The sequence below is a fragment of the Microbispora sp. CSR-4 genome (genome assembly GCF_008033685.1).
GTDB lineage: Bacteria > Actinomycetota > Actinomycetes > Streptosporangiales > Streptosporangiaceae > Microbispora.
Genome location: NZ_VJVX01000015.1, coordinates 41,459 through 61,425 on the forward strand (window position 1 = coordinate 41,459; position 19,967 = coordinate 61,425).

The following is a 19,967-nucleotide window of genomic DNA, read 5'->3' on the forward strand; positions in this document are numbered from 1 at the left end:
ACTGCCGGACATGACACGCCGGTCTTCCCTCGCCGATCTCCGCCGCAGGCTCGCGCACGTCCGCTGGATCGCCGGCGGCACGGGAGCCGGCAAGAGCACCGTCACCCAGGCCCTGGCCGAACGGCACGACGTGCACGTCTACGACGGCGACCGAGCCGAGCTCGGCTACGTCAAGAGGTGCGATCCGCGGCGGCAGCCCCACCTGTGGGCGTTGCTGCGAACGCCCACCGAGGACAGATGGGCGGGCCGCACCGCCGAGGAGATCTTCCACGCCATGCCCAGCCTGCACGGCGAGACCTTCGGGTTCGTCCTCGACGACCTGCTCGCCCTGCCCGCCGACCGGCCCGTCCTCGTCGACGACTTCCGCACGCTGCCGAGCGAGGTCGCGCCGCTGGTCACCCGGCCGCAGCAGGCCGTCTTCCTCCTGCCCGCGCCCGAGTTCCGGGCCCGTGCGCTGGGCGCCCGGTTCGCCGACCCCGCCCGGGCGCGGGCCAACTGGGGAGACGGTGACCACGCGGACGCCCTGGCCAAGCGGCTGGCCCGCGACCTGCTCTGGGACGAGGAGGTGCGACGCCAGGCCCGCGAGCTCGGGCTGCCGGTCGTGCACGTCGACGGCTCCCGGAGCGTCGCGGACCTGGCCGCGGACCTGGCCGCGATGTTCCGGCTCGATCAGATCACGTAGGTCCGGGGAAGGCGACGTCGGAGAGCGGGCCCGCAGGTCAGCGCAGCGTCTCGCCGTCGGGCAGGGCCAGCGCGGGCAGCTCCGCCCGGGTGGGCAGCCCCTCCCAGTCTCCGGCGCAGGCCACGCTGGCGGCTCCCAGCAGGGTCGCCCGTTCGAGCCGGCCGTACGCGTCGAGCCCGTCGAGCCGCCCGGACAGATATCCGGCGGTGAACGCGTCGCCCGCGCCGACGACGTCCACCACGGGCACCCGCCGAGCCGGGACGTCGAACGAGGTCCGCGCGTCGTGGTAGCTCGCGCCCGCCGCGCCGCGCTTGACGACGACCTCCTCCACACCGGCGTCCAGCAGGGCCGACACACGCTCGCGTTCGCCGTCGCCGTCCGCCACGAGGCCGAGCTCGTCGTCGGACGCGATCAGCACCGTGACGTACGGCAGCAGCGGGCGCAGCGCCCGCGCGGCCGCCTCCCTGCTCCACAGCAGGGACCGGTGGTTGACGTCGAGGCTCACCCAGGCGCCCGCCGCGCGGGCGTGTCCGGCGGCGGCGGCGACGGCCTCCAGCGGCGCGGGCCCGAGCGCCGGCGTGATGCCGGTGATGTGCAGGCCCGTCTGCCCGGCCTCGACGGCGGGGCGCACCTCGTCCCACGACAGCGTCGAGGCGGCCGAGTCCCTGCGGTAGTAGTGCACCCGGGCCCGGCCCCCGGCGGCCACGTCCCGCAGCAGCAGGCCGGTCGGGGCGTCCGTGCGCCGCACGACGTGGTCGGTCAGCACGCCCTCGGCCCGCAGCGTGCGCAGGACCAGCTCGCCGGGCTCGTCGTCGCCGAGCGCGCCGGCCCAGCGGGCCGTGTGCCCGAGGCGCGACAGGGCGATCGCGACGTTGGCCTCCGCGCCGGCGGTGGACATCCGCGAGTCGCCGCCGAGGCGCAGCGGCCCGGCGCAGCGGACCGTGACCATCGCCTCGCCGATCGTCAGGACGTCCGCCCTCATCGCGCGCCCACCAGGTCGAGCGCCGTTCTCACCCGGCGGCGCAGGCCGTCCAGGTCGCCGCCGCGCGGGGCGTCGCCGAGCAGCGGCGAGCCGAGCCCGACCGCGACGGCACCGGCCTCAAGATAGTCGCGCACGCTGTCGAGCCCGACGCCGCCGACCGGCACGAACGGCACGCGGGGGAACGGGTCCCGCAGCGCGCGCAGATAGGAGACCCCGCCCGTGGAAGCGGGGAAGAGCTTGACGGCGGCGGCGCCCCGCGCGGTCGCGGCGATGACCTCGGTGGGTGTCATCGCCCCGGCGAGCACGGGCATGCCGAGGCGCAGCGCCTCGTCCACCCCTTCGCCGAGGCCGGGGGTGACGGCGAACGTCGCGCCCGCGTCCCGGGCCGCGACGGCGTCGCGCGCGGTCAGCACGGTGCCCGCGCCGAGGTGCACGCCCGCGCCCAGGCTGGAGGCGGCCTGCCGGATGACCGACAGCGCGTCGGCGCCGCTGAGCGAGACCTCCATCAGGGTCACGCCCTCCTCGGCGAGGACCTCGACGCTGCGCAGCGCCGCCGCCGGGTCGTCGCCGCGGACGATGGCCAGGAGCCGCCGGGTCGTGAGGAGATCGAGCAGATCGTGTGGTTGCACGCCGGTCACCATTCTGCGAAGGAGTGGTCGGGGTAGCGCCAGACCGGGGAGCGCCAGGCGTGACCCCGCTTGTCGGCCTCACGTACGGCCGCCTCGTCGACCACGATGCCGAGGCCCGGCCCGGTCGGCCGGGAGAGGCGGCCCTCGCTGAACGCGAAGACGGATGGATCGACCAGGTAGTCGAGCAGTTCGTTGCCGTCGTTGTAGTGGATGCCGATGCTCTGTTCCTGGATCAGGAAGTTGGGGGTCGCGAACGCCACCTGGAGGCTGGAGGCCAGGGAGATCGGTCCCAGCGGGCAGTGGGGCGCGAGCAGCGCGCCGAACACCTCGGCCTGGGCGGCGATGCGGCGGACCTCCGAGATGCCGCCGGCGTGGGACAGGTCGGGCTGCGCCACGGCGACGCCCGCCTGGAAGGCCGGCAGGAAGTCCCAGCGGGAGTAGAGCCGCTCGCCCAGGGCGATGGGGATGTTCGACGCCTCCACGAGGCTGCGCACCTGGGGCAGCGACTCCGGCACGACCGGTTCCTCGACGAAGAGGGGCGTGAGCGGTTCGAGCAGCGGCAGCAGCCGCCGGGCGTTCGGATAGGAGACCCGGCCGTGGAAGTCGACCGCGATGTCGCGGCCCGGGCCGAGCACCTCGCGGACCGCCGTGACGCGCGCGATGACCTCGTCGATCTCGCCCGGGCCCGCGATGGGGGACATGCGGCCGCTGGCGTTCATCTTCACCGCGGTGAAGCCCGCCTCCACCTGACGCCGGGCCTCCTCCTCGATCTCGCCGGGCTCGTCGCCGCCGATCCAGGCGTACGCCCGGACGTGGTCGCGTACGGGACCGCCGAGCAGCTCGTGTACGGGAACGCCGCGCGCCTTGCCGGCGATGTCCCACAGGGCCTGGTCGAGACCGGCGACGGCGCTGGCGAGCACCGGCCCGCCGCGGTAGAAGCCGCCCTTGGTCATGACCTGCCAGTGGTCCTCGATGCGCAGCGGGTCGGCGCCGATGAGCAGCTCGGCGATCTCGCCGACCGCCGCCCTGACCGAGCCGGCCCGCCCCTCGACGACGGGCTCGCCCCAGCCGACGTGTCCCTCGTCGGTCTCGACCCGGCAGAACAGCCACCGGGGCGGCACCAGGAACGTTTCGATGCGCGTGATCTTCACCGGTCTCCCTGGAGGCGGGCCGCGCGGTCGACGTCGGCCATGGACTTGTCGAGCAGCGCGAGCGCGCAGGTTCTGGCGGCCTCGCCGTCCCCCGCCCGGATGGCGTCGAGCAGGGCCCGGTGGCTCGGCACCGGGTCGTCGGTGGTGACGACGTCGTGGACGATGCGGTCGCGTTCGGCGAGCACCGACTCGATGACGACCTCCATGCGGACCAGGAGCTCGTTGCCCGTCGCGGCCAGGACGGCGCGGTGGAAACGCAGGTCGGCGGAGGCCGCCTCGGCCGGTGTCGTGGCCGCGGTCATGTCCTCAAGGGCCGCTTCGAGCTCGGCGAGGTCGGCGTCCGTGCGCCGGCCGGCGGCCAGCGCGGCGGCGGCCGGTTCGAACATCTGCCGCACCTCGGCGAGCTGCCCGAGCATCTCGCTGCCCCGGTTCTCGAACTCCCAGCTGATCACGTCGGGATCGAGCAGGTTCCACTCGCTGCGGGGGCGCACCACCGTGCCCCGCTTCTGCCGCGAGTCGACCAGGCCCTTGCCGGCCAGCACCTTCAGCGCTTCACGCACCACGGTGCGGGACACCTGCAGCTCGGCCTCCAGCTCGACCAGGTCGATGCGCCCGTTCTCGGCGAACTGCCCGGTGACGAGGCGGCGGCCGATGATCTCGACGACCTGGCCGTGGATGCCACGCCCTTTGTAGGTGCTCATGCTCTGCGGTCATACCTCTCAGGAGGAGTTCTTCGTCGCGCTCCAGCCGCCGTCGACGACGAGGGTGGTGGCGGTGATGTAGGACGCCTCGTCCGACAGCAGGAAGGCGATCGCCGCGGCGACCTCGGCGGGGTCGCCGAACCGCTTGGCGATGGTGGCCTCCACGCTCAGGCGCCGGTCCTCCTCCGCCACGCGGTCCCACGCGGGGGACATGATCGGCCCGGGCAGCACGGTGTTGACGCGCACGTCGGGGCCGTAGTCCACCGCGAGCTGGCGGCCGAGACCCACCAGCGCCGCCTTCGTCGCCGCGTACGCCGGGTGGCCGGGCAGGCCGACGAGGGCGTGCACCGACGAGACGAGGACGACCGCCCCCGACGTCGCCCGCAGATCCTCGTGTAGCGTGCGAAAGGCCAGGTAGGAGGCGGTGAGGTTCACTTCCAGCTGGCGGTTCCACGATGCCGCGCCCAGGTCGTGGACAGGTCTGACGTCCACGACGTAGGCGTTGCTGACGAGCTGCCGCACCGGGCCGAACTCCCGGTGGGCGACGCGGCGGAGCTCCCCCCACGCGCTCTCGTCGCTGACGTCCATGCGCACGAATCTTGCCGTGCCGCCCGCCTCGACGACAGCCGCGGCGACCTCCTCCCCCGCCGGGGAGATGTCGCACAGCAGGACGGGCATGCCCGTCGCGCCGAGGCGCCTGGCGGTAGCCGCGCCGATGCCGGAGGCGGCGCCGGTCACGACCGCGCAGCATCCGGCCTCCGTGGAAGGTCCGGGGAGGTTCACACCGTCACTCTACGATAAGTGTTTTTTTATGACAATTTATTGACAGGCACGTTACGACCGCCTCATCATCTGGACGTGGCGCAGCGCGCCCTACCCGGTGGCGTCGCCAACCGAAGACAGACTCATGGGAGGCCATTCGTGGCATCAGTTCGACTCACGGCGATGCGCTGCATCGCTCTGCTGGCCGTCGGCGCCGTGCTCGCCGCCTGCGGTCAGTCCGCCGGGTCCGGCGGCGCATCGGGCGGGAAACAACAGCTCCGCGTCGGGGTGATCTACCTGGACTCGCAGGGCTTCTACGCCGGCGTGAAGAAGGGCATCGAGACCGCCGCCGCCCAGGACTCCGAGCTCAAGCTGCTGGGCAACAACGCGCAGGGTGACGCGGCCAAGGAGTCCTCGTTCATGTCGACCCTGGTCGCCTCCAACGTGGACGCGATCATCACCTCGGCCGTCTCCGCCACGGCGTCCACCCCGGCGATCGCGGCGGCGAGCAAGGCCGGCATTCCGGTCGTCTGCTACAACACCTGCATCAACGACGCGGACGCCAAGAAGTACGTGTGGGGCTACGTCCTGTCCGATCCGTACGTCTTCGGCAAGAAGCTGGGTGAGCAGGCCGGGAAGTACTTCACCTCCCAGAAGATCGACAAGCCGAAGATCGCCATCCTCAACTGCGACTTCGTCGAGGTCTGCAAGGAGCGCAAGCGAGGCTTCAAGGACGGCCTGGCCGAGTCGGTGCCCGGCGCCCAGTACGTCGCCGACCAGGAGGGCGCGGTCGTCGACAAGGCCACCCCGGTCGCCGAGAACATCATCACCGCCAACCCCGAGCTCGACGCGTTCTACGCCGTGGCGGGCGGCGGCACCCTGGCCGGCATCAAGGCCGTCACCACCCGCTCCCGCGTGGGCAAGACCGTCGTCTTCGGCAGCGACATGACCGTCGACATCGCCAAGGCCCTGGTCGACGGCAGCATCCTCAAGGCCGAGATCGACGTCCCCGCGCAGACCGTGGGCAAGCTCGCGTACGAGGCCGCACGCAAGGCGTCGAGCGGCGCCAAGAACGACTCGTTCGTCATCCCGGTCGACCCGATCCTCTACACCGCCGACGACAAGGCCACCAACGAGAAGTGGCTGACCGAGCACGCCGACGGCATCCCGTAAACCGTCCAGGCGACTCGTCCCCATTGAAGGCTCCCAGGAAGGCTCCCATGTCGAACACCGACGTCGTCGCGGAGGTGCGCGCCGGCACCAAGCGCTACCCCGGCGTCACCGCTCTCAGCGACGTCGACTTCGCGGTGCGGCGCGGCGAGGTCCGCGCGCTGCTGGGCAAGAACGGCGCCGGCAAGTCCACCCTGATCAAGGTCCTGTCCGGCGCCGAGCACCTCGACTCGGGCGAGGCGCTCGTACGCGGCACGTCGCTGGCGGGCCTCGGCACGCGCGACGTCGCCGCGCTGGGGGTCGCGACCGTCTACCAGGAGCTGAGCCTGGTGCCGGAGATGACGGTCGCGGAGAACCTGTTCCTGGGGGCCTGGCCGCGCTCGCGCGGCGCGCTCGACCTGCGCAGGATGCGCGCCGACGCGAAGGAGGCGATGGCGCGCATCGGCGTGGACATCGACGTCGACAGCCCGGTCGGCGCGCTGGGCTCGGCCGGGCAGCAGCTCGTGGAGATCGCCCGCGCCGTCGCCCAGCGGCCCACCCTGCTCATCCTCGACGAGCCGACCAGTTCGCTGGCCGCCGCCGAGGTCAGGCAGGTCATCGACGTCGTACGGACCGTCGCGGAGCAGGGCGTGGCGGTCATCTACGTCAGCCACCGCATGGACGAGATCCGGCAGGTGGCCGACACCGCCACGGTCGTCCGCGACGGCAGGATCGTCGAGACGCTGCCGGTGCGCACGGCCTCGACGCACGAGATCGTGGCGATGATGCTCGGCGCGGCGCCCGAGGCCGTCGCGGGCCGGACCCGCCGCCCCAGCGCCGAGCCGCCCGTGCTGTCGGCGCGCGGCCTGGTCAGCGACCGGCTGAACGGCCTCGACATCGACGTGCGGCCCGGCGAGATCCTGGGCATCGCCGGGGTGCTCGGCTCGGGCCGCACCGAGACGCTGCGCGCCCTGGTCGGGCTCGACCGCCCGGCGTCCGGCGAGATCCGTCTGCGCGGCGAGCCCGTACGGCCCGGCGCGTTCGCCGCGATGCTCGCCAAGGGGCTCGGCATGACGCCGGAGAACCGGCGGCGCGAGGGGATCGTGCCGCTGATGGGCGTCGACGAGAACATCGTCATCAGCGACCTGCGCAAGGTGAGCAGGTCGGGCGTGCTGGACCGCCGGGCGATCCGGCAGGCCGCCCGGGCGCTCATCGACCGCCTGGCGATCAAGACGGCCCGCCCGGGGACGCCGATCGGCACGCTCAGCGGCGGCAACCAGCAGAAGGCCGTGCTCGCCCGATGGCTGCACGCGGGAAGCGACGTGCTGCTCCTCGACGAGCCCACCCGCGGCGTGGACGTGGAGGCCAAGCGCCAGATCTACGACCAGATGCGCCTGCTGGCCGACGACGGGCGCGCCGTGGTCTTCGTGTCGAGCGAGGTGGAGGAGCTGGCCGACGTCTGCGACCGGATCGTCGTCCTGCGCGGCGGGCGCGCCGTCGCCGAGCTGAGCGGCGACGAGATCGAGCTGAACCGGGTCATGGCCCTGGCCATTGCCGAGGAGTGAGGGAGAACATGAGCACGACCACGCCCACCGGCCCGCCCGCGACCAAGGCGGACGCCCGGGGCGGGCAACGCAACACCCAACGGCTGAACGAAATCGGGCTCATCGGGGCCATCGTGGTGCTGTTCGTGGTGCTGTCCGCCACCGCGCCGGGCTTCCTGTCCGTGACGAACCAGCTGGCCATCCTGCGCGACGCGGCGACGATCGGCGTCGTGGCCTGGGCGATGACCCTCGTCATCGTGGCCGGTGAGATCGACATCAGCATCGGCCCCGCCGTGGCGTTCTCGTCGGTCCTGCTGGCCAAGGCCACCGGGGAGTGGCACATCCCGTTCGCCCTCGCCGTACTGGTCTGCCTCGCGGTGGGCCTGCTGCTCGGGGCCGGGGCCGGATTCCTGCGCGCCCGCTGGGGCATCCCGTCGTTCGTCGCCACGCTCGGCCTGTGGAGCGCGCTGCGCGGGCTGGCGCAGTACATGACCGACGGCCTGCCGGTGCCGCTGGACGCCAACGGGTTCCTCGACGTGCTGGCCGGGAGCATCCTCGGCATCCCGACCCCGGCCATCATCATGGCCGTCCTGTTCGTCGTGTTCCTCTTCGTGGCCAACCGCACGGCGTACGGCCGCTCGGTCTTCGCGGTCGGCGGCAACGCCGAGGCCGCCCGCCTCGCGGGCATCAACGTCTCGCGGATCCGGGTGATCCTGTTCGCCACGACCGGCCTGCTCGCCGCGGTCAGCGGCCTGCTGCTGGCCGCGCGCCTCGGATCCGGCAACGGCGGCGCGTCGGTGGGCCTCGAATTCGACGTGATCGCCGCGGTCGTGATCGGCGGCACCTCCCTCGCCGGCGGCAAGGGATCGCTGCTCGGCACCCTGCTGGGCGTCGCCTTCATCACCGTCATCGGCAACGGCCTCGTGCTGCTCGGGGTCAACGCCTTCTTCCAGGACGTGGTGCGCGGCGTGATCATCGTCGGCGCCGTGCTGATCAACGTGTTGCTCTCCAAGCGGAACGGAGCCCGTAGCGCATGACCACCATGAAAGGCGTCTACCTGCCCGGCGACTTCACCGCCGTGCTCCGCGACGTGGAGGTGCCCACGCCCGGCCCCGGCCAGCTGCTCGTACGCGTGGGCGCGTCCGGCATCTGCGGCAGCGACCTGTCGTACATCTACCGGGGGCACAAGACCCACGTCGGCCAGGAGGGCGCGGCGTACAAGGGGGTCGTGGCCGGGCACGAGCCCAGCGGCCAGGTCGTGGAGGCCGGGCCGGGCTGCCGCCGGTTCGGGGTGGGCGACCGCGTGATCGTCTACCACATCTCCGGCTGCGGGCTGTGCCCGAACTGCCGCCGCGGCCACATGATCAGCTGCTCCGACCCCGAGCGCAGGTCGGCGTACGGCTGGCAGCGCGACGGCGGCCACGCCGAATACATCCTGGTCGAGGAGAGCACGGCCGTGCCGCTGCCCGACGAGCTGTCCTACGTGGACGGCGCCCTGATCGCCTGCGGGTTCGGCACGGCGTACGAGGGCCTGCTGCGCACCGGGGTCGGCGGGCGCGACGACCTGCTCGTGGTCGGTCTCGGGCCGGTCGGGCTGGCCGCCGCCATGATCTCCCGAGGGCTCGGCGCGACCCGGGTGCTCGGCGTGGAGCGCTCGCCCGAGCGCGCCGCGCACGCCCGGTCGCTCGGCCTGTTCGACGAGGTCCTGATCGCCGACGACGGGGTCGCCGAGGCCCTCGACGAGGCGACCGAAGGACGCGGCTGCTCGGTGACGATGGACTGCTCGGGCTCGGCCGCGGGCCGCAGCGTCGCGATCCGGGGCGCGGCCGAGTGGGGCCGGGTCTCCCTGGTGGGCGAGGGCGGCCGGTTGGAGACGGAGGTCTCCGACCTGCTGCTGCACCGCCAGCTCACCCTGTACGCCTCCTGGGTCACCTCGCTGCAGGCGATGGAGGAGCTGGCCTTCCGCCTGGTGCGGTGGGGCGCGAGCCCGCAGCGGCTGGTGACCGACGTGCTGCCGCTGGAGCAGGCCGACGAGGCATACCGGCTGGCCGACTCCGGGCGCACCGGCAAGGTCTGCCTGGTCCCCGCGCAGCGCGCGTGATGAGCGAGGAGCCGCTGATCACGCTGGCCGCGCCCTGGGGAGAGGCGGTCGTCCTGCCGGGGCGCGGCGGGCGGATCATCTCGCTGCGCGCCGCGGGCCGCGAGTGGCTGTGGCGCAACCCCGACCTGCTCGACGCGTCGCTCGCGCTCACCCCCGCCGCGCGGCGGCTGCCCGCCCCCACCGGGTTCGCGAGCTGGGCCAACTGGGGCGGCGACAAGACCTGGCCCGCCCCGCAGGGGTGGTCGTCGCCCGAGGAGTGGGCGGGGCCGCCCGACCCGGTGCTCGACGCCGGTGCGTACGCGGTGCTGGAGCGCGACGACCTGCGCGTACGGCTGCGCAGCGGTGACGACCCGCGCACCGGGCTGGCCGTCACCCGCACGGTGACGATGCAGGCCGACCAGGCGGTCCTCGTGGTGGAGAGCGAGCTGGAGAACGTCACCGATCACCCGGTGCGGTGGGCGGCCTGGACGGTGACCCAGTTCGAGACCGAGTCGTTCCGCGGGCACGACGATCCCCGGTGCGGGGTGTGGGTCGGGCTGACCGACCGCCACCGGGCGCCGGTGACGTTGTTCGCGCCCGACGGCGCGCCGGTCCTGGAGCGGGTCTCCCCCTCGGCGGGCCGGGTGCCGGTGCGCGACGTCGTCGGCAAGATCGGCATCGGCGGCACGGCCGGATGGCTCGCCGTGGTCGCCCCCGGCGGGGCGACGCTGACGCAGCGGTTCGACGTGCGGCCGGGCGCGCCCTACCCCGACCAGGGCTCCGAGGTCGCGATCTGGATGCAGTACCCCAAGGACGAGGAGCTGGAGGGGCTGGAGGGCCTGCGCCCCATGGCACGGCTGGTCGAGGCCGAGACCATGTCGCCCCTGACCTCGCTCGCCCCCGGAGAGGTGTTGCGCCACCGCGTGACCTGGTCCGTGACGCCGACGCCCCCGCACGTCTGAGTGATCCCGACCGGATAACGTCGGGGCCATGCGGCTTCATGTGGGATGCGCGATGTGGACGCACGCGCCGTGGCAGGGGCGTCTCCTGCCGCACCCGCTTCCTCCGGGGGAGCGGCTGCGCGCCTACGCCACCTGGTGCAACGCGGTCGAGGGCAACACGACGTTCTACGCCACGCCCTCGCGGAGCACGGTGGAGTCGTGGGCGGGGCAGACCGATCCCGGCTTCCGCTTCGTGGTCAAGCTGCCCCGGCCGATCACCCATGAGCGCCGCCTGACCGGGGCCGACGACGACCTGCGGGCCTTCCTCGACGCGATCGAGCCGCTGGGCCCGCGCGCCCACGCGCTGTGGATCCAGCTTCCCGGCTCGTTCGGCCCGGCGGACGCCGGGGCGCTCGCGGCCTTCCTCGGCCGGCTTCCCCGCGACCACCGCTACGCCGTCGAGGTGCGGCACCGCGCGTTCTTCGAGGACACCCGGGCCGCGCGGCTCCTTGAGCGGGTGCTGGCCGGGGCGGGCGCCGAGTGGGTGCCGTTCGACACCACCGTGCTGTTCCGCACCCCGCCGACCAGCGACGCCGAACGGGACGCCTGGTCGAAGAAGCCGCGCGTGCCGCTGCGGACCGCCGCCCTCACCGACCGCCCGATCGTCCGCTACATCGGCCGCGACGACCCGGAGCGTACGGCCGAGGGCTGGCGCCACTGGGTGGAGACCGTCGCCGGATGGCTGCGCGAGGGACGCTCGCCGACCGTGTTCGTGCACACCCCGGACAACGCCGACGCGCCGACGCTCGCCCGGCGCTTCCACGACGACGTACGCGCCGAGGTGCCCGGCCTGGAGCCGCTGCCCGAGCCCATGGCGCCGGAGGCGCCGGACGAGCCGCTGACTCTGTTCTGAGCCGGTTCGGAGCTGCCGGTTCGGAGCTGCCGGTTCGGACAGCAGGGGTCAGCGCTTGACGGCGCGGAGCACGACGAACTTGGGGTCGCTCGCGACGACCGCGCAGTTGCCGAAGAGCCGGCGCAGCTTCACGTGATAGCCGAGGTGGCGGTTGCCCACCACCCACAGCTCGCCGCCCCGCCGCAGCGCGGCACGCGAGCCGTTGAACATGCGCCAGGCGGTCGCGTCGGTCCTGCCCCGATGGGTGTGGAATGGCGGGTTGTTCAGCACCAGGTCGGCGGTGCCCGGCGGGAAGCCCGCGAGGCCGTCGGCCGCCTCGAAGCGCGCGGCGGCGTCGTCCGGTGCGTTCGCCCGGAAGGTCGCCTCGGCGGAGGCGAGCGCCTGGTAGGACTCGTCGATGAACGTCACCTCGGCCTCGCGGTTCGACAGCGCCGCGGCGAGCCCGATCACCCCGTTGCCGCAGCCGAGGTCGACCACGTGCTCGGGCCCCGTACGCGCGGGCAGGGCGCTGAGCAGGAGGCGGGTGCCCGCGTCGAGGCGCTCGGCGGAGAAGACGCCCGCGTGGTTGACGACGGTCAGGCCGGAGAGCACGCCGATATCGGCGGGCAACGCGTAGCTGCGCGGCCACGGATTCGCGCCGCGCGACAGCCCGGGATCGGGCGAGCAGAAGATCAGCCGCGCCTTCCTGACCGCCAGCGAGGTCCGCGTCGGCCCGAGGACGCGCTCGAACAGCTTCAGCGTCGAGGTGTGGATCTCGGTGACCATCCCCGCGCCGACGACCACCGTGTCCTCGTGCACGTGCGGGGCGAGCCGGTGCAACTGGTCCTCCAGGAGGGCCAGGCTCTTGGGCACCCGCACCAGCAGCACGTCGATCCGGTCCGGCGGCGCGTCCCTGGTCGTGCGCAGCCGTACGGCGTCCGCGCCGAGGCCGTTGCGCTCCAGGTTGGCGCGGGTGGCCTGCTGCCCGAGGTAGGAGTCGCCGATCTGCACGGGATCGTGGGCGGCGAGCGCGGTGGACAGCGCCCCCCACCGGTCGCCCACCACGACGAGGCTCCCCGACAGGTCCACCGGCCCGCCCTCGCGCTCGTCGAGGTGCCGCAGCAGGTAGGCGTCGGCCGCGTCCCACGCGCGGAGCGGGTCGCGGGGATCCTCGGGAAAGCGGGCGAGGTCGAGATCACCCCGCGCCGTCGTCATACGGTCCATCGCCGCTCAGGCTAGTGGGCCCTCCGCCCGGGTCCGTGCGATGAGTCCCCATCAGCCGCGCGTGACGTCTCGGGACAGGCGTCCCGGCGGTGGTGGCAGAGGCCGTCCACCCGTGACCCGGGCGTGCTCAGGGAGCGCTGTCCGAAGTCGTCTCGACTTTCGTGTGGAGGATCTCGCGGGCCTGGTCAGCGGCCCGGACGATGCTCTCGGAGACGAAGGCGACGAAGCGTGCGATGTTCTCCAGACGGGCGGCGGCCGCGGTTCCGGGGCCGAGGACGCCGACGCCCTGTCGTGCGACCTCGCCGAGGTGGGCGGTGGCACGGGCGCTGGCCATCATCGACTGATACAAGACGTCGTCGTCGACGACGTAGCGCTCGCGGCGGCGTTCGTCGCGTTCCCGGCGGATCAGGCCCTGGCTCTCCAGGAACGTGGTCGCCTTGGAGACGGACGCCGGGCTGACCTGAAGGCGTCCGGCGAGTTGGGAGGCGCTGAGGCTGCCGGCGTCGGTGGTGTAGAGGCCGGCCAGCACCCGTGCCGTCATCTTGGGCAGGCCCGATTGCATGAAGACCGTGGCCAACACCTCCTCGTACTCGCGCACCGCCTCGGCATCGCGTCCGTGGGCCTGGGAGGGGGCGCCGGGCTCCCGGGGCGCGGTCTTCCTGCGGCGGTGGGTGCGGTGTTCGGTCGCGCGGTGGGCCAGGTCGGCGCGGTAGGCGGTGGGGCCGCCGTTTCGCATCACCTCACGCGTGATCGTCGAAGTGGGGCGGCCGAGTCCTCTGGCGATCTCCGCGTAGGCGAGGCCGTCGGCCAGTCCCAGCGCGATCTGCTGGCGGTCCTGCTGGGTGAGCCTGCCTCCCGGCATCGCGGTCTCCTCCGTGGTCTGTGGCCCCTCCACCATAGCGTTCACTTTCTATCGGTTGCAACGAACGAGCGAAGCTAGGTTGCGTTGATTTCAGAACCATTGCAACGATTCTATGGCTGTGAACTGCGATTATTGGTCTACAACGCAAGAATCAAGTTGCAGTAGTTGGAAACGCAACGTAGCGTTTTCGGTGTACGAAACGAGCGTCCGACTCATCGCCGACCTGAAGGAGCCCCACCATGTCCGTCACTCTCACCGGCCAGGGCCGCCCGGAGCTGCAGAAGATCATCGAGGAGATGGTCGATTCCGGTTTCGTCGGGGTGACGCTGCGGGTGCACGACGAGCACGGCGAGTGGACCGGCAGCGCCGGGCTGCGCGAGCTGGGCGGGATCGAAGAGCCGCCGATCGACGGGCACGTCCGGATCGGCAGCAACACCAAGACCTTCACCGCCACGGTGGTGCTGCAACTGGTGGCCGAGGGCAAACTCGGGCTGGACACCGCGGTGGACGACTATCTGCCCGAGTTCGGGCTGGACCGGCGGATCACGGTGCGGATGCTGCTGCAGCACACCAGCGGGGTGTTCAACTTCACCGGCGAGTACTTCGAGGACGGCACGTTCGTTTCGGGGATCCCCGCCACCCCCGCGGGCAGGGAATGGGTGGACAACCGGTTCCGCACCTACCGGCCGGAGGAACTGGTCCGGCTGGCGTTGTCCAAGCCCGCACGGTTCGAGCCGGGCACCGATTGGAGCTACTCCAACACCAACTACGTGCTGGCCAGACTGCTGATCGAGAAGGTCACCGGCTGCTCGGTCGCCGAGGAGATGCAGCGGCTGATCCTGGGACCGCTCGACCTGACCGGCACCATTCAGCCGGCCGTCGAGACCGGGATCCCCGAGCCGCACGCCCACGCCTACTACCGATATGAGGAGGACGGCCAGACCCGGACGGTCGACGTCACCCGCCACAACCCGTCCTGGATCTCCTCCGGCGGCGACATGATCTCCACTACCTGCGACCTGCACACGTTCATCTCCGCACTGCTGGGCGGCAGGCTGCTGCCGGCCGGGCTGCTGGCCGAGATGTGCACGCCCGAGACGAAGGCCGGCTACGGCCTGGGGGTGTTCGTCCAGGAGAGGCCGGGCGGCGGAACCGTCATCACGCACAACGGCGGCATGGCGGGTCACGCGGCGCTGATGTACAGCACGCCCGACGGCAGCACGACCCTGACCGCCGCCCTGAACTATGTGGACGACGCCACGATGTCCATGGGAGTGGCGTTCCAGCAGGCGACGCAGCGCCTCGTCGCCGAGGTGTTCGGCGACGGGCGGGCCGGATCGGCCGAGGCGGCCGAGCCGGCCCGGCAGACGCGCTGAGCACCCGGGGCGGAGGGCCCGGCGGTGGGCTCAGGGACGGCGGCGGGCCGTCCAGAGCCACATCGCCGTCAGGGCGGCGATCGCGACGACGCCCCCGACGGCCATGCCGGCGAGGAAGCCCGGCTCGTCGCCGTCCGACGGCTCCCACAGGATCGCGGGCACGACCACGGCGAGCAGGGCCGCGGCCAGCACGAGGTAGAACCGCCGGCTGAAGAAGACGCTGCGCCCGGGGGCCGCGGGCGGGGAGTCGAGCTGCGCGGCCGGTCCCATGCTGGCGGCTCTGGGCCGCTTGAAATACCGGTAGTACACCCAGGTGCCGCAGGGCTCCCAGCCCTCGGGCGCCAGGCGCGCGGCCAGCGCGGAGCCGCCGATCGACAGTTCCCGGCGATACTCCCACCGCTGCGGCCGTTCCGGGTCGCGGTGGCTGACGAACCTGCCGAGATGGTCCACCCGGTCGATCTCCCAGCCCTGGTCGCCGAGCCGGGCCAGCATCTGGCGGTCGGTGAAGATGTCGGCGGTCCACCGCCACTCGGTGGCGTCCGTCGCGTCGGCCTCGGGCGCTCGCGCCGCCAGCAACTGCCCGGCGAACTCGCCCACCGGCCCGAACTCCTCCTCCGGGTCGCCGCCGGTCTCCGCGACGTACGACGCCAGGTCGGCGATGGTGGCCTCGACCTGATCGGCGGGCACGCCGCCCGCGTGTAACAGGGCCTTCAGCTCGTCGAGGTAGGCGCTCACTTCAGCCCTCCCGTGGCCAGCCCTCCCGAGGCCAGCATCGTGCGTACGGACTCGTCGAACGCCAGCCACAGGCGGCCCTGCTCGGCCAGCGTCCGCCTGCCCTGCTCGGTCAGCCGGTAGTAACGCCGGCCCCGCCCGCGCTCGGTCACCCGGAACTCGGCCGACACCAGGCCCGCCTCCTCCAGGCGGTTGAGCACGGGATAAAGCGTGCCTCCCCGGATCTGCCCGAGCCCCGAACCGGCGAGCATCTTGGCGATCTCGTAGCCGTAGTTCTCGCCCTCCGTCAGGCTGGCCAGCACCAGCAGGTCGAGGACGCCCTTGAGCCAGCTCGCGCGGCGGTCGGTCGCCATGTGCTTCATCCTCGCACGGTAGGACCACTATCTAGACCGCGTGACCGACCGTCTTCGGGGCGGGCCGTGGCGTGAACACGAGGCCCCTGATGTCCATCAGGGCGTGCATCAGGATCGGCAGCAGGAGGCTGCCGGTGGTGAGGTAGAGGGCGGTGAACACGCAACCGGCGATGGCCACCCCGAGCATGCTCGTCCATCCCTGGTAGAGGTGGCCCACCACGAAGACCGCCAGGGCCAGGGCGGCGGCCACGGTGGTGTTCAGGCCCAGCGCGCCGACGCCGAGCGCGATGAGCAGGCCACGGTAGACGATCTCTTCGCAGACACCGGCGGTCACCGACATCGCGAGGGCGTGCCACCGCTCGGCGGACGTGCGCGGCAGCAGCTCCCGCACACCCTCCAGACCGGGCATGCTCCGGCCGGAGCGGGCCAGCCGGCGCGCCGTCACGATGCTGATCACGAAGGCCCCCGCCATGCCGGCGACCGCCGGGGCGACCGTGCCGAAGTGGCTCGGCATCGCGAAGCCCAGATCCGCGAGGCCGACCCCCGGCGACAGCACCAGGACCAGCGCCGTCACGGCGACCCAGGCCCACTCCTCGGCGATCCACAGCCGGTAGGCCCGCACCAGCGCCCCGGGGTCGTGGTCGCGGAGTCGCGCCAGCCGGTCGTACTGACGCTTGCCCAGCACGGGGGCGGCGAAGGCCAGATAGGCGGCCAGCGCGCCCGCCAGGAGCAGGCCCGGGGTCGAGAAGCTCGCAGAGATGTCCATGGATCGCCGCCCTTCTTAGCCATGTTGGCGATCTAGACGATAAGGCGAGCTAGTTAGGAATGCAATCTATTCGGATCGCGATGGGTCAGAGATCCGCCGGACCGCGGCGACATCGAACTCCAGCACCACCTTCTTGCCGACCAGGCCCGCGGCGGCGATCGAGGCGACACCCCAGTCCTTGCGGTTGATCGTGGCGCCGCCCGTGAAACGAACCCGGACACCGCCCTGCGGGTCGTGCTCGGCGCCGATCCGTTCGAGGACCACGGTGACCGGCTTGGTCACGCCGCGGATGGTCAGGTCACCGGTGACTTCGAAGGTGGTCGCGCCGGTCTGCCGTGCCGCGGTCGAGACGAAGGTGATGGTCGGGTGGGCGGCCAGGTTCAGAAACCTGCCGCGCAGCATCTCGTCGCGTCGCGCATTGCGGGTATGGATGCTGCCGGCCTGGATCGTGAGCTCGACGTTCGACTTGGCCGGGTCGTCGCCGTCCAGGTGCGCGCGGCCCTCGAACTCCTCGAACCACCCGCGCACCTTGGGACCGATCGTGTGCCGGGCGACGAAGCCGATCCGGGTGCGGGCGATGTCGAGGGTGTAGTCGCCGGTCAGAGCCGCGGTTGTCACGCTGGTCGCTCCTGGGGAAAAGGGGAGGCGGTGATCCTTCGCCTGCCGCCTCTCCGGTGGTGTGGTGTGTCCAGCATCAAGGCACGTCAGCGGCGGAACAATGTACGATTCGCGGGGCGATCCATAACAGTGGGGTTATCAGTGGAGCTGCGCGACATCGAGATCTTCCTCACGCTGGCGGAGGAGTTGCACTTCGGCCGCACGGCGGAACGGCTTCACGTGTCCCAGGCCCGCGTCAGCCAGGCCATCAGCAAGCAGGAACGGCGCCTCGGCGTGGCCCTGTTCGATCGCACCAGCCGGCGGGTGGCCCTGACCCCTGTGGGCCGGCGCCTCCGGGAGGACCTCGAGCAGGCCCTCGACCTGATCAAGGCGGGGCTCGCCCGCGCCGAGGCGGCCGGTCTGCGCACGGGTCAGACCTTGCGGCTGGGCGTGTTCGGTCATGCCGCGCACGAACTGCGCCCCCTCGTCGACGCGTTCCGCGCCCGCTGCCCGGGCGGCGACGTCCAGTTCGGCGAGATCTACGGCAGCGACCCGTTCACCGCCCTGCGCACCGGAGAGCACGACGTGAACGTGCTGTGGTTGCCCATCGCCGAACCGGACCTCACGGTCGGCCCGACCGTGCTCACCGGGGGCCGCGTGCTGGCCGTGCCGGCGGACCATCCGCTCGCCGGGCGCGGCACCGCGTCCCTGGAGGACCTCGCCGACAACCATGTCGTCGACCTCGGCCCCGGCGCCCCCGAGTATTGGGTCGAGTCCATGGTCCCCACGCGTACACCGCTCGGCCGCCGTATCCCGCGCGGGCCCGCGGCGCGGACTTTCCACGAGATCCTTTCCCTGGTGGCCTCCGGGCAGTGCGTCCACCCGCTGGGCGAGATCGCCGCCCGCTACAACAGACCTCCCGGAGTCGTGTTCCTGCCCATCCACGACGCCCCCGCCCTCCACTGGGCCCTGACGTGGCGCTCCACCGCCGACAACCCCGCGATCCACGTGCTGGCGCAGACCGCCGCCGACCTCGGCCCCATCTCGCTGTGAGAGCGGCGACGGGAACGCGGTCCGCCGCGCGGTGAGAAAGCGGTGAGAAAGTGGTTCAGAGACGATCAACGGCTGTGCTAGCGTTCGCGGCATGAAGCGCGCCTGCCTGACGACGACGCCGGAGACCGTCCCGGCGCGCTGACACGTACTTTCGACGAAGCCCCGGGGCGAGTGCCCCGGGGCTTCGTCGTCCGGTCACTCGCCTCGCCGCACACGAACCGCGAGGAGACCGCGATGCACGACCACCCGATGCACGACCACCGCAAGCTGGGCCGCGAGCTCGGCCTGTTCGACACCGACCCGCTGATCGGCTCGGGGCTGCCTTATTGGCTGCCCGACGGAGCCGTGATCCGCCACACCCTGGAGGAGTACATCCGCGACGCCGAACGGCGCGCGGGCTACCGGCACGTGTACTCCCCCGTGCTCGGCAAACGGGAGCTGTACGAGATCTCCGGGCACTGGTCGCACTACAGCGACGACATGTTCCCGCCCATGGACCTCGGGGGAGAGCAGGTCGTGCTGCGGCCGAGCCTGTGCCCCCACCACGCGCTGATCTACCGCTCGCGCTCGCACAGCTATCGCGAGCTGCCGCTGCGCGTCGCCGAGCTGGGCGGCATGTACCGCTCCGAGCTGTCGGGCGTGCTCGGCGGGCTCACCCGCGTGCGGGCGATCCAGCTCAACGACGCGCACATCTTCTGCACCCTCGACCAGGTCGCCGCCGAGGCCGCCGGGGCACTGGAGATGATCGGGCGCGCCTACGCCGCCCTCGGCATCCGCCCGGTCCGCTACCGGCTGTCCCTGCCCGGGGCCGGCGGCAAGTACGTCGCCGCCCCCGAGATGTGGCGGCGGGCGACCGCCATGCTGACCGACGTCCTCGACCGCTCCGGCCTGCCGTACGAGGCGGTCGAGGGCGAGGCGGCGTTCTACGGCCCGAAGATCGACGTGCAGATCGCCGACGGTGCGGGACGGGAGGCCACCCTGTCCACCGTGCAGGTCGACTTCCACCAGCCCGAGCAGTTCGACCTGCACTACATCGGCCCGGACGGCGGCAGGCACCGACCGGTCATGGTCCACCGCAGCATCATCGGCAGCGTCGAGCGGGCCGTGGCGCACCTCATCGAGGTGTACGGCGGCGCCTTCCCGGCCTGGCTCGCCCCCACCCAGGTGGTGGTCCTGCCGGTGACCGAGGCCGAGCTGCCCCGGGCCGAGGCGCTCGTACGGCGCTGCGCCGAGCTGGGCCTGCGGGCGGAGGTCTCCGGGCCCGAGCACGGCAGCCTGGGCGCCCGCGTCCGGGCCGCCCGGCTGGCGCCCTACCAGGCCGTGATCGGTGCGAAGGAGGCCGCGGGCGACGAGATCGCGCTGCGCCTGCGCGACGGCCGTGCCCTCGACGCGATGCCCGCCGCCGAGGCGCTGGCCCGCATCGGCGACCTCGTCGCGGCCCGCACCACCGCCCTGTGGGAGCCGGCCGTCCAGCGGGCCTGACGTGCACCG

General features: G+C 72.4%; 21 protein-coding genes. 10 read left to right on the top strand and 11 right to left on the bottom strand.

What is annotated here, in order from left to right; genetic code table 11:
- Positions 1–10: 10 nt before the first annotated feature.
- Positions 11–682 (top strand): hypothetical protein, encoded by a 672-nt coding sequence (locus FLV34_RS13910; protein WP_142649138.1) that lies wholly within the window; start codon positions 11–13, stop codon positions 680–682.
- Between the two features lie 37 nt (positions 683–719).
- On the opposite strand, the gene FLV34_RS13915 is transcribed toward FLV34_RS13910, so the two are convergent.
- The 5 genes from FLV34_RS13915 to FLV34_RS13935 are packed head-to-tail and all read right to left on the bottom strand — an operon-like array spanning position 720 to position 4,928.
- Positions 720–1,664, bottom strand: coding sequence for a sugar kinase (locus FLV34_RS13915; protein ID WP_142649139.1), 945 nt, complete (start codon positions 1,662–1,664; stop codon positions 720–722).
- The gene (locus tag FLV34_RS13920) at positions 1,661–2,293 is read right to left on the bottom strand and encodes a bifunctional 4-hydroxy-2-oxoglutarate aldolase/2-dehydro-3-deoxy-phosphogluconate aldolase (RefSeq protein WP_222709501.1); all 633 of its coding nucleotides are present in this window, start codon (positions 2,291–2,293) and stop codon (positions 1,661–1,663) included. Before FLV34_RS13920 ends, FLV34_RS13915 begins: the two co-directional genes overlap by 4 nt.
- A 5-nt stretch (positions 2,294–2,298) precedes the next feature.
- Positions 2,299–3,444 (bottom strand): galactonate dehydratase, encoded by a 1,146-nt coding sequence (gene dgoD, locus FLV34_RS13925; RefSeq protein ID WP_142649141.1) that lies wholly within the window; start codon positions 3,442–3,444, stop codon positions 2,299–2,301.
- Positions 3,441–4,145, bottom strand: a complete 705-nt coding sequence (locus FLV34_RS13930) for a FadR/GntR family transcriptional regulator (protein ID WP_142649142.1) — start codon at positions 4,143–4,145, stop codon at positions 3,441–3,443. Before FLV34_RS13930 ends, dgoD begins: the two co-directional genes overlap by 4 nt.
- An 18-nt stretch (positions 4,146–4,163) precedes the next feature.
- Positions 4,164–4,928: an SDR family NAD(P)-dependent oxidoreductase gene (locus FLV34_RS13935; protein ID WP_142649143.1), complete on the bottom strand. Its 765-nt coding sequence runs from the start codon at positions 4,926–4,928 to the stop codon at positions 4,164–4,166.
- A gap of 162 nt (positions 4,929–5,090) precedes the next feature.
- Between FLV34_RS13935 and FLV34_RS13940 the strand changes: the two genes are divergently transcribed.
- The 6 genes from FLV34_RS13940 to FLV34_RS13965 are packed head-to-tail and all read left to right on the top strand — an operon-like array spanning position 5,091 to position 11,534.
- Entirely contained in the window at positions 5,091–6,080 is a 990-nt protein-coding gene (locus FLV34_RS13940; protein WP_142649144.1) for a substrate-binding domain-containing protein, read from the top strand.
- 47 nt (positions 6,081–6,127) lie between these two features.
- Entirely contained in the window at positions 6,128–7,621 is a 1,494-nt protein-coding gene (locus tag FLV34_RS13945) for a sugar ABC transporter ATP-binding protein (RefSeq protein WP_147943291.1), read from the top strand.
- Positions 7,622–7,629: 8 nt separating this feature from the next.
- Positions 7,630–8,637 carry an ABC transporter permease gene (locus FLV34_RS13950; RefSeq protein ID WP_142649146.1) on the top strand — a complete coding sequence of 336 codons (1,008 nt, stop codon included), beginning with the start codon at positions 7,630–7,632 and terminating at the stop codon, positions 8,635–8,637.
- Positions 8,634–9,701: a zinc-binding dehydrogenase gene (locus FLV34_RS13955; RefSeq protein WP_205830536.1), complete on the top strand. Its 1,068-nt coding sequence runs from the start codon at positions 8,634–8,636 to the stop codon at positions 9,699–9,701. Before FLV34_RS13950 ends, FLV34_RS13955 begins: the two co-directional genes overlap by 4 nt.
- Positions 9,701–10,642 (top strand): DUF4380 domain-containing protein, encoded by a 942-nt coding sequence (locus FLV34_RS13960; RefSeq protein ID WP_147943292.1) that lies wholly within the window; start codon positions 9,701–9,703, stop codon positions 10,640–10,642. The genes FLV34_RS13955 and FLV34_RS13960 overlap by 1 nt, the downstream gene beginning before the upstream one ends.
- Before the next feature lie 28 nt (positions 10,643–10,670).
- Positions 10,671–11,534, top strand: coding sequence for a DUF72 domain-containing protein (locus FLV34_RS13965; protein WP_147943293.1), 864 nt, complete (start codon positions 10,671–10,673; stop codon positions 11,532–11,534).
- Between the two features lie 48 nt (positions 11,535–11,582).
- Here the strand turns inward: FLV34_RS13965 and FLV34_RS13970 are convergent, their stop codons facing one another.
- Together FLV34_RS13970 and FLV34_RS13975 are read right to left on the bottom strand one after the other, a co-directional pair.
- Positions 11,583–12,737, bottom strand: coding sequence for a methyltransferase (locus tag FLV34_RS13970; protein WP_147943294.1), 1,155 nt, complete (start codon positions 12,735–12,737; stop codon positions 11,583–11,585).
- A 127-nt stretch (positions 12,738–12,864) separates the two neighbouring features.
- Positions 12,865–13,599, bottom strand: coding sequence for a helix-turn-helix domain-containing protein (locus FLV34_RS13975; protein ID WP_142649233.1), 735 nt, complete (start codon positions 13,597–13,599; stop codon positions 12,865–12,867).
- A gap of 239 nt (positions 13,600–13,838) precedes the next feature.
- Between FLV34_RS13975 and FLV34_RS13980 the strand changes: the two genes are divergently transcribed.
- The gene (locus tag FLV34_RS13980) at positions 13,839–14,975 is read left to right on the top strand and encodes a serine hydrolase (RefSeq protein ID WP_147943295.1); all 1,137 of its coding nucleotides are present in this window, start codon (positions 13,839–13,841) and stop codon (positions 14,973–14,975) included.
- 30 nt (positions 14,976–15,005) lie between these two features.
- On the opposite strand, the gene FLV34_RS13985 is transcribed toward FLV34_RS13980, so the two are convergent.
- From FLV34_RS13985 to FLV34_RS14000, 4 genes are all read right to left on the bottom strand, one after another.
- Complete coding sequence (locus FLV34_RS13985; protein WP_147943296.1) at positions 15,006–15,710, bottom strand: hypothetical protein; 705 nt, start codon at positions 15,708–15,710, stop codon at positions 15,006–15,008.
- A complete protein-coding gene (locus FLV34_RS13990) occupies positions 15,707–16,060 on the bottom strand; it encodes a PadR family transcriptional regulator (protein WP_147943318.1) in 354 nt (117 codons plus the stop codon). Before FLV34_RS13990 ends, FLV34_RS13985 begins: the two co-directional genes overlap by 4 nt.
- A gap of 31 nt (positions 16,061–16,091) precedes the next feature.
- Positions 16,092–16,826, bottom strand: a complete 735-nt coding sequence (locus FLV34_RS13995; RefSeq protein WP_147943297.1) for a CPBP family intramembrane glutamic endopeptidase — start codon at positions 16,824–16,826, stop codon at positions 16,092–16,094.
- Between the two features lie 66 nt (positions 16,827–16,892).
- Positions 16,893–17,444: a YceI family protein gene (locus FLV34_RS14000; RefSeq protein WP_147943298.1), complete on the bottom strand. Its 552-nt coding sequence runs from the start codon at positions 17,442–17,444 to the stop codon at positions 16,893–16,895.
- A gap of 141 nt (positions 17,445–17,585) precedes the next feature.
- Here FLV34_RS14000 and FLV34_RS14005 point away from each other — a divergent pair, with 141 nt between their 5' ends.
- Together FLV34_RS14005 and thrS are read left to right on the top strand one after the other, a co-directional pair.
- Positions 17,586–18,476: a LysR family transcriptional regulator gene (locus tag FLV34_RS14005; protein ID WP_147943299.1), complete on the top strand. Its 891-nt coding sequence runs from the start codon at positions 17,586–17,588 to the stop codon at positions 18,474–18,476.
- 234 nt (positions 18,477–18,710) lie between these two features.
- Positions 18,711–19,958, top strand: coding sequence for a threonine--tRNA ligase (thrS, locus tag FLV34_RS14010; RefSeq protein ID WP_142649155.1), 1,248 nt, complete (start codon positions 18,711–18,713; stop codon positions 19,956–19,958).
- Positions 19,959–19,967 lie beyond the last annotated feature (9 nt).

Excerpts from the sequence above, each read along its gene's own strand:
- FLV34_RS13945 (WP_147943291.1), top strand. The coding sequence starts at position 6,128 with ATGTCGAACACCGACGTCGTCGCGGAGGTGCGCGCCGGCACCAAGCGC.
- thrS (WP_142649155.1), top strand. The coding sequence starts at position 18,711 with ATGCACGACCACCCGATGCACGACCACCGCAAGCTGGGCCGCGAGCTC.
- FLV34_RS13960 (WP_147943292.1), top strand. The coding sequence starts at position 9,701 with ATGAGCGAGGAGCCGCTGATCACGCTGGCCGCGCCCTGGGGAGAGGCG.
- FLV34_RS13950 (WP_142649146.1), top strand. The coding sequence starts at position 7,630 with ATGAGCACGACCACGCCCACCGGCCCGCCCGCGACCAAGGCGGACGCC.
- FLV34_RS13965 (WP_147943293.1), top strand. The coding sequence starts at position 10,671 with ATGCGGCTTCATGTGGGATGCGCGATGTGGACGCACGCGCCGTGGCAG.
- FLV34_RS13940 (WP_142649144.1), top strand. The coding sequence starts at position 5,091 with ATGCGCTGCATCGCTCTGCTGGCCGTCGGCGCCGTGCTCGCCGCCTGC.
- FLV34_RS13980 (WP_147943295.1), top strand. The coding sequence starts at position 13,839 with ATGTCCGTCACTCTCACCGGCCAGGGCCGCCCGGAGCTGCAGAAGATC.
- FLV34_RS13910 (WP_142649138.1), top strand. The coding sequence starts at position 11 with ATGACACGCCGGTCTTCCCTCGCCGATCTCCGCCGCAGGCTCGCGCAC.
- FLV34_RS13975 (WP_142649233.1), bottom strand. The coding sequence starts at position 13,599 with ATGCCGGGAGGCAGGCTCACCCAGCAGGACCGCCAGCAGATCGCGCTG.
- FLV34_RS13955 (WP_205830536.1), top strand. The coding sequence starts at position 8,634 with ATGACCACCATGAAAGGCGTCTACCTGCCCGGCGACTTCACCGCCGTG.
- FLV34_RS13970 (WP_147943294.1), bottom strand. The coding sequence starts at position 12,737 with ATGGACCGTATGACGACGGCGCGGGGTGATCTCGACCTCGCCCGCTTT.
- FLV34_RS13995 (WP_147943297.1), bottom strand. The coding sequence starts at position 16,826 with ATGGACATCTCTGCGAGCTTCTCGACCCCGGGCCTGCTCCTGGCGGGC.
- FLV34_RS13930 (WP_142649142.1), bottom strand. The coding sequence starts at position 4,145 with ATGAGCACCTACAAAGGGCGTGGCATCCACGGCCAGGTCGTCGAGATC.
- FLV34_RS13915 (WP_142649139.1), bottom strand. The coding sequence starts at position 1,664 with ATGAGGGCGGACGTCCTGACGATCGGCGAGGCGATGGTCACGGTCCGC.
- FLV34_RS13990 (WP_147943318.1), bottom strand. The coding sequence starts at position 16,060 with ATGGCGACCGACCGCCGCGCGAGCTGGCTCAAGGGCGTCCTCGACCTG.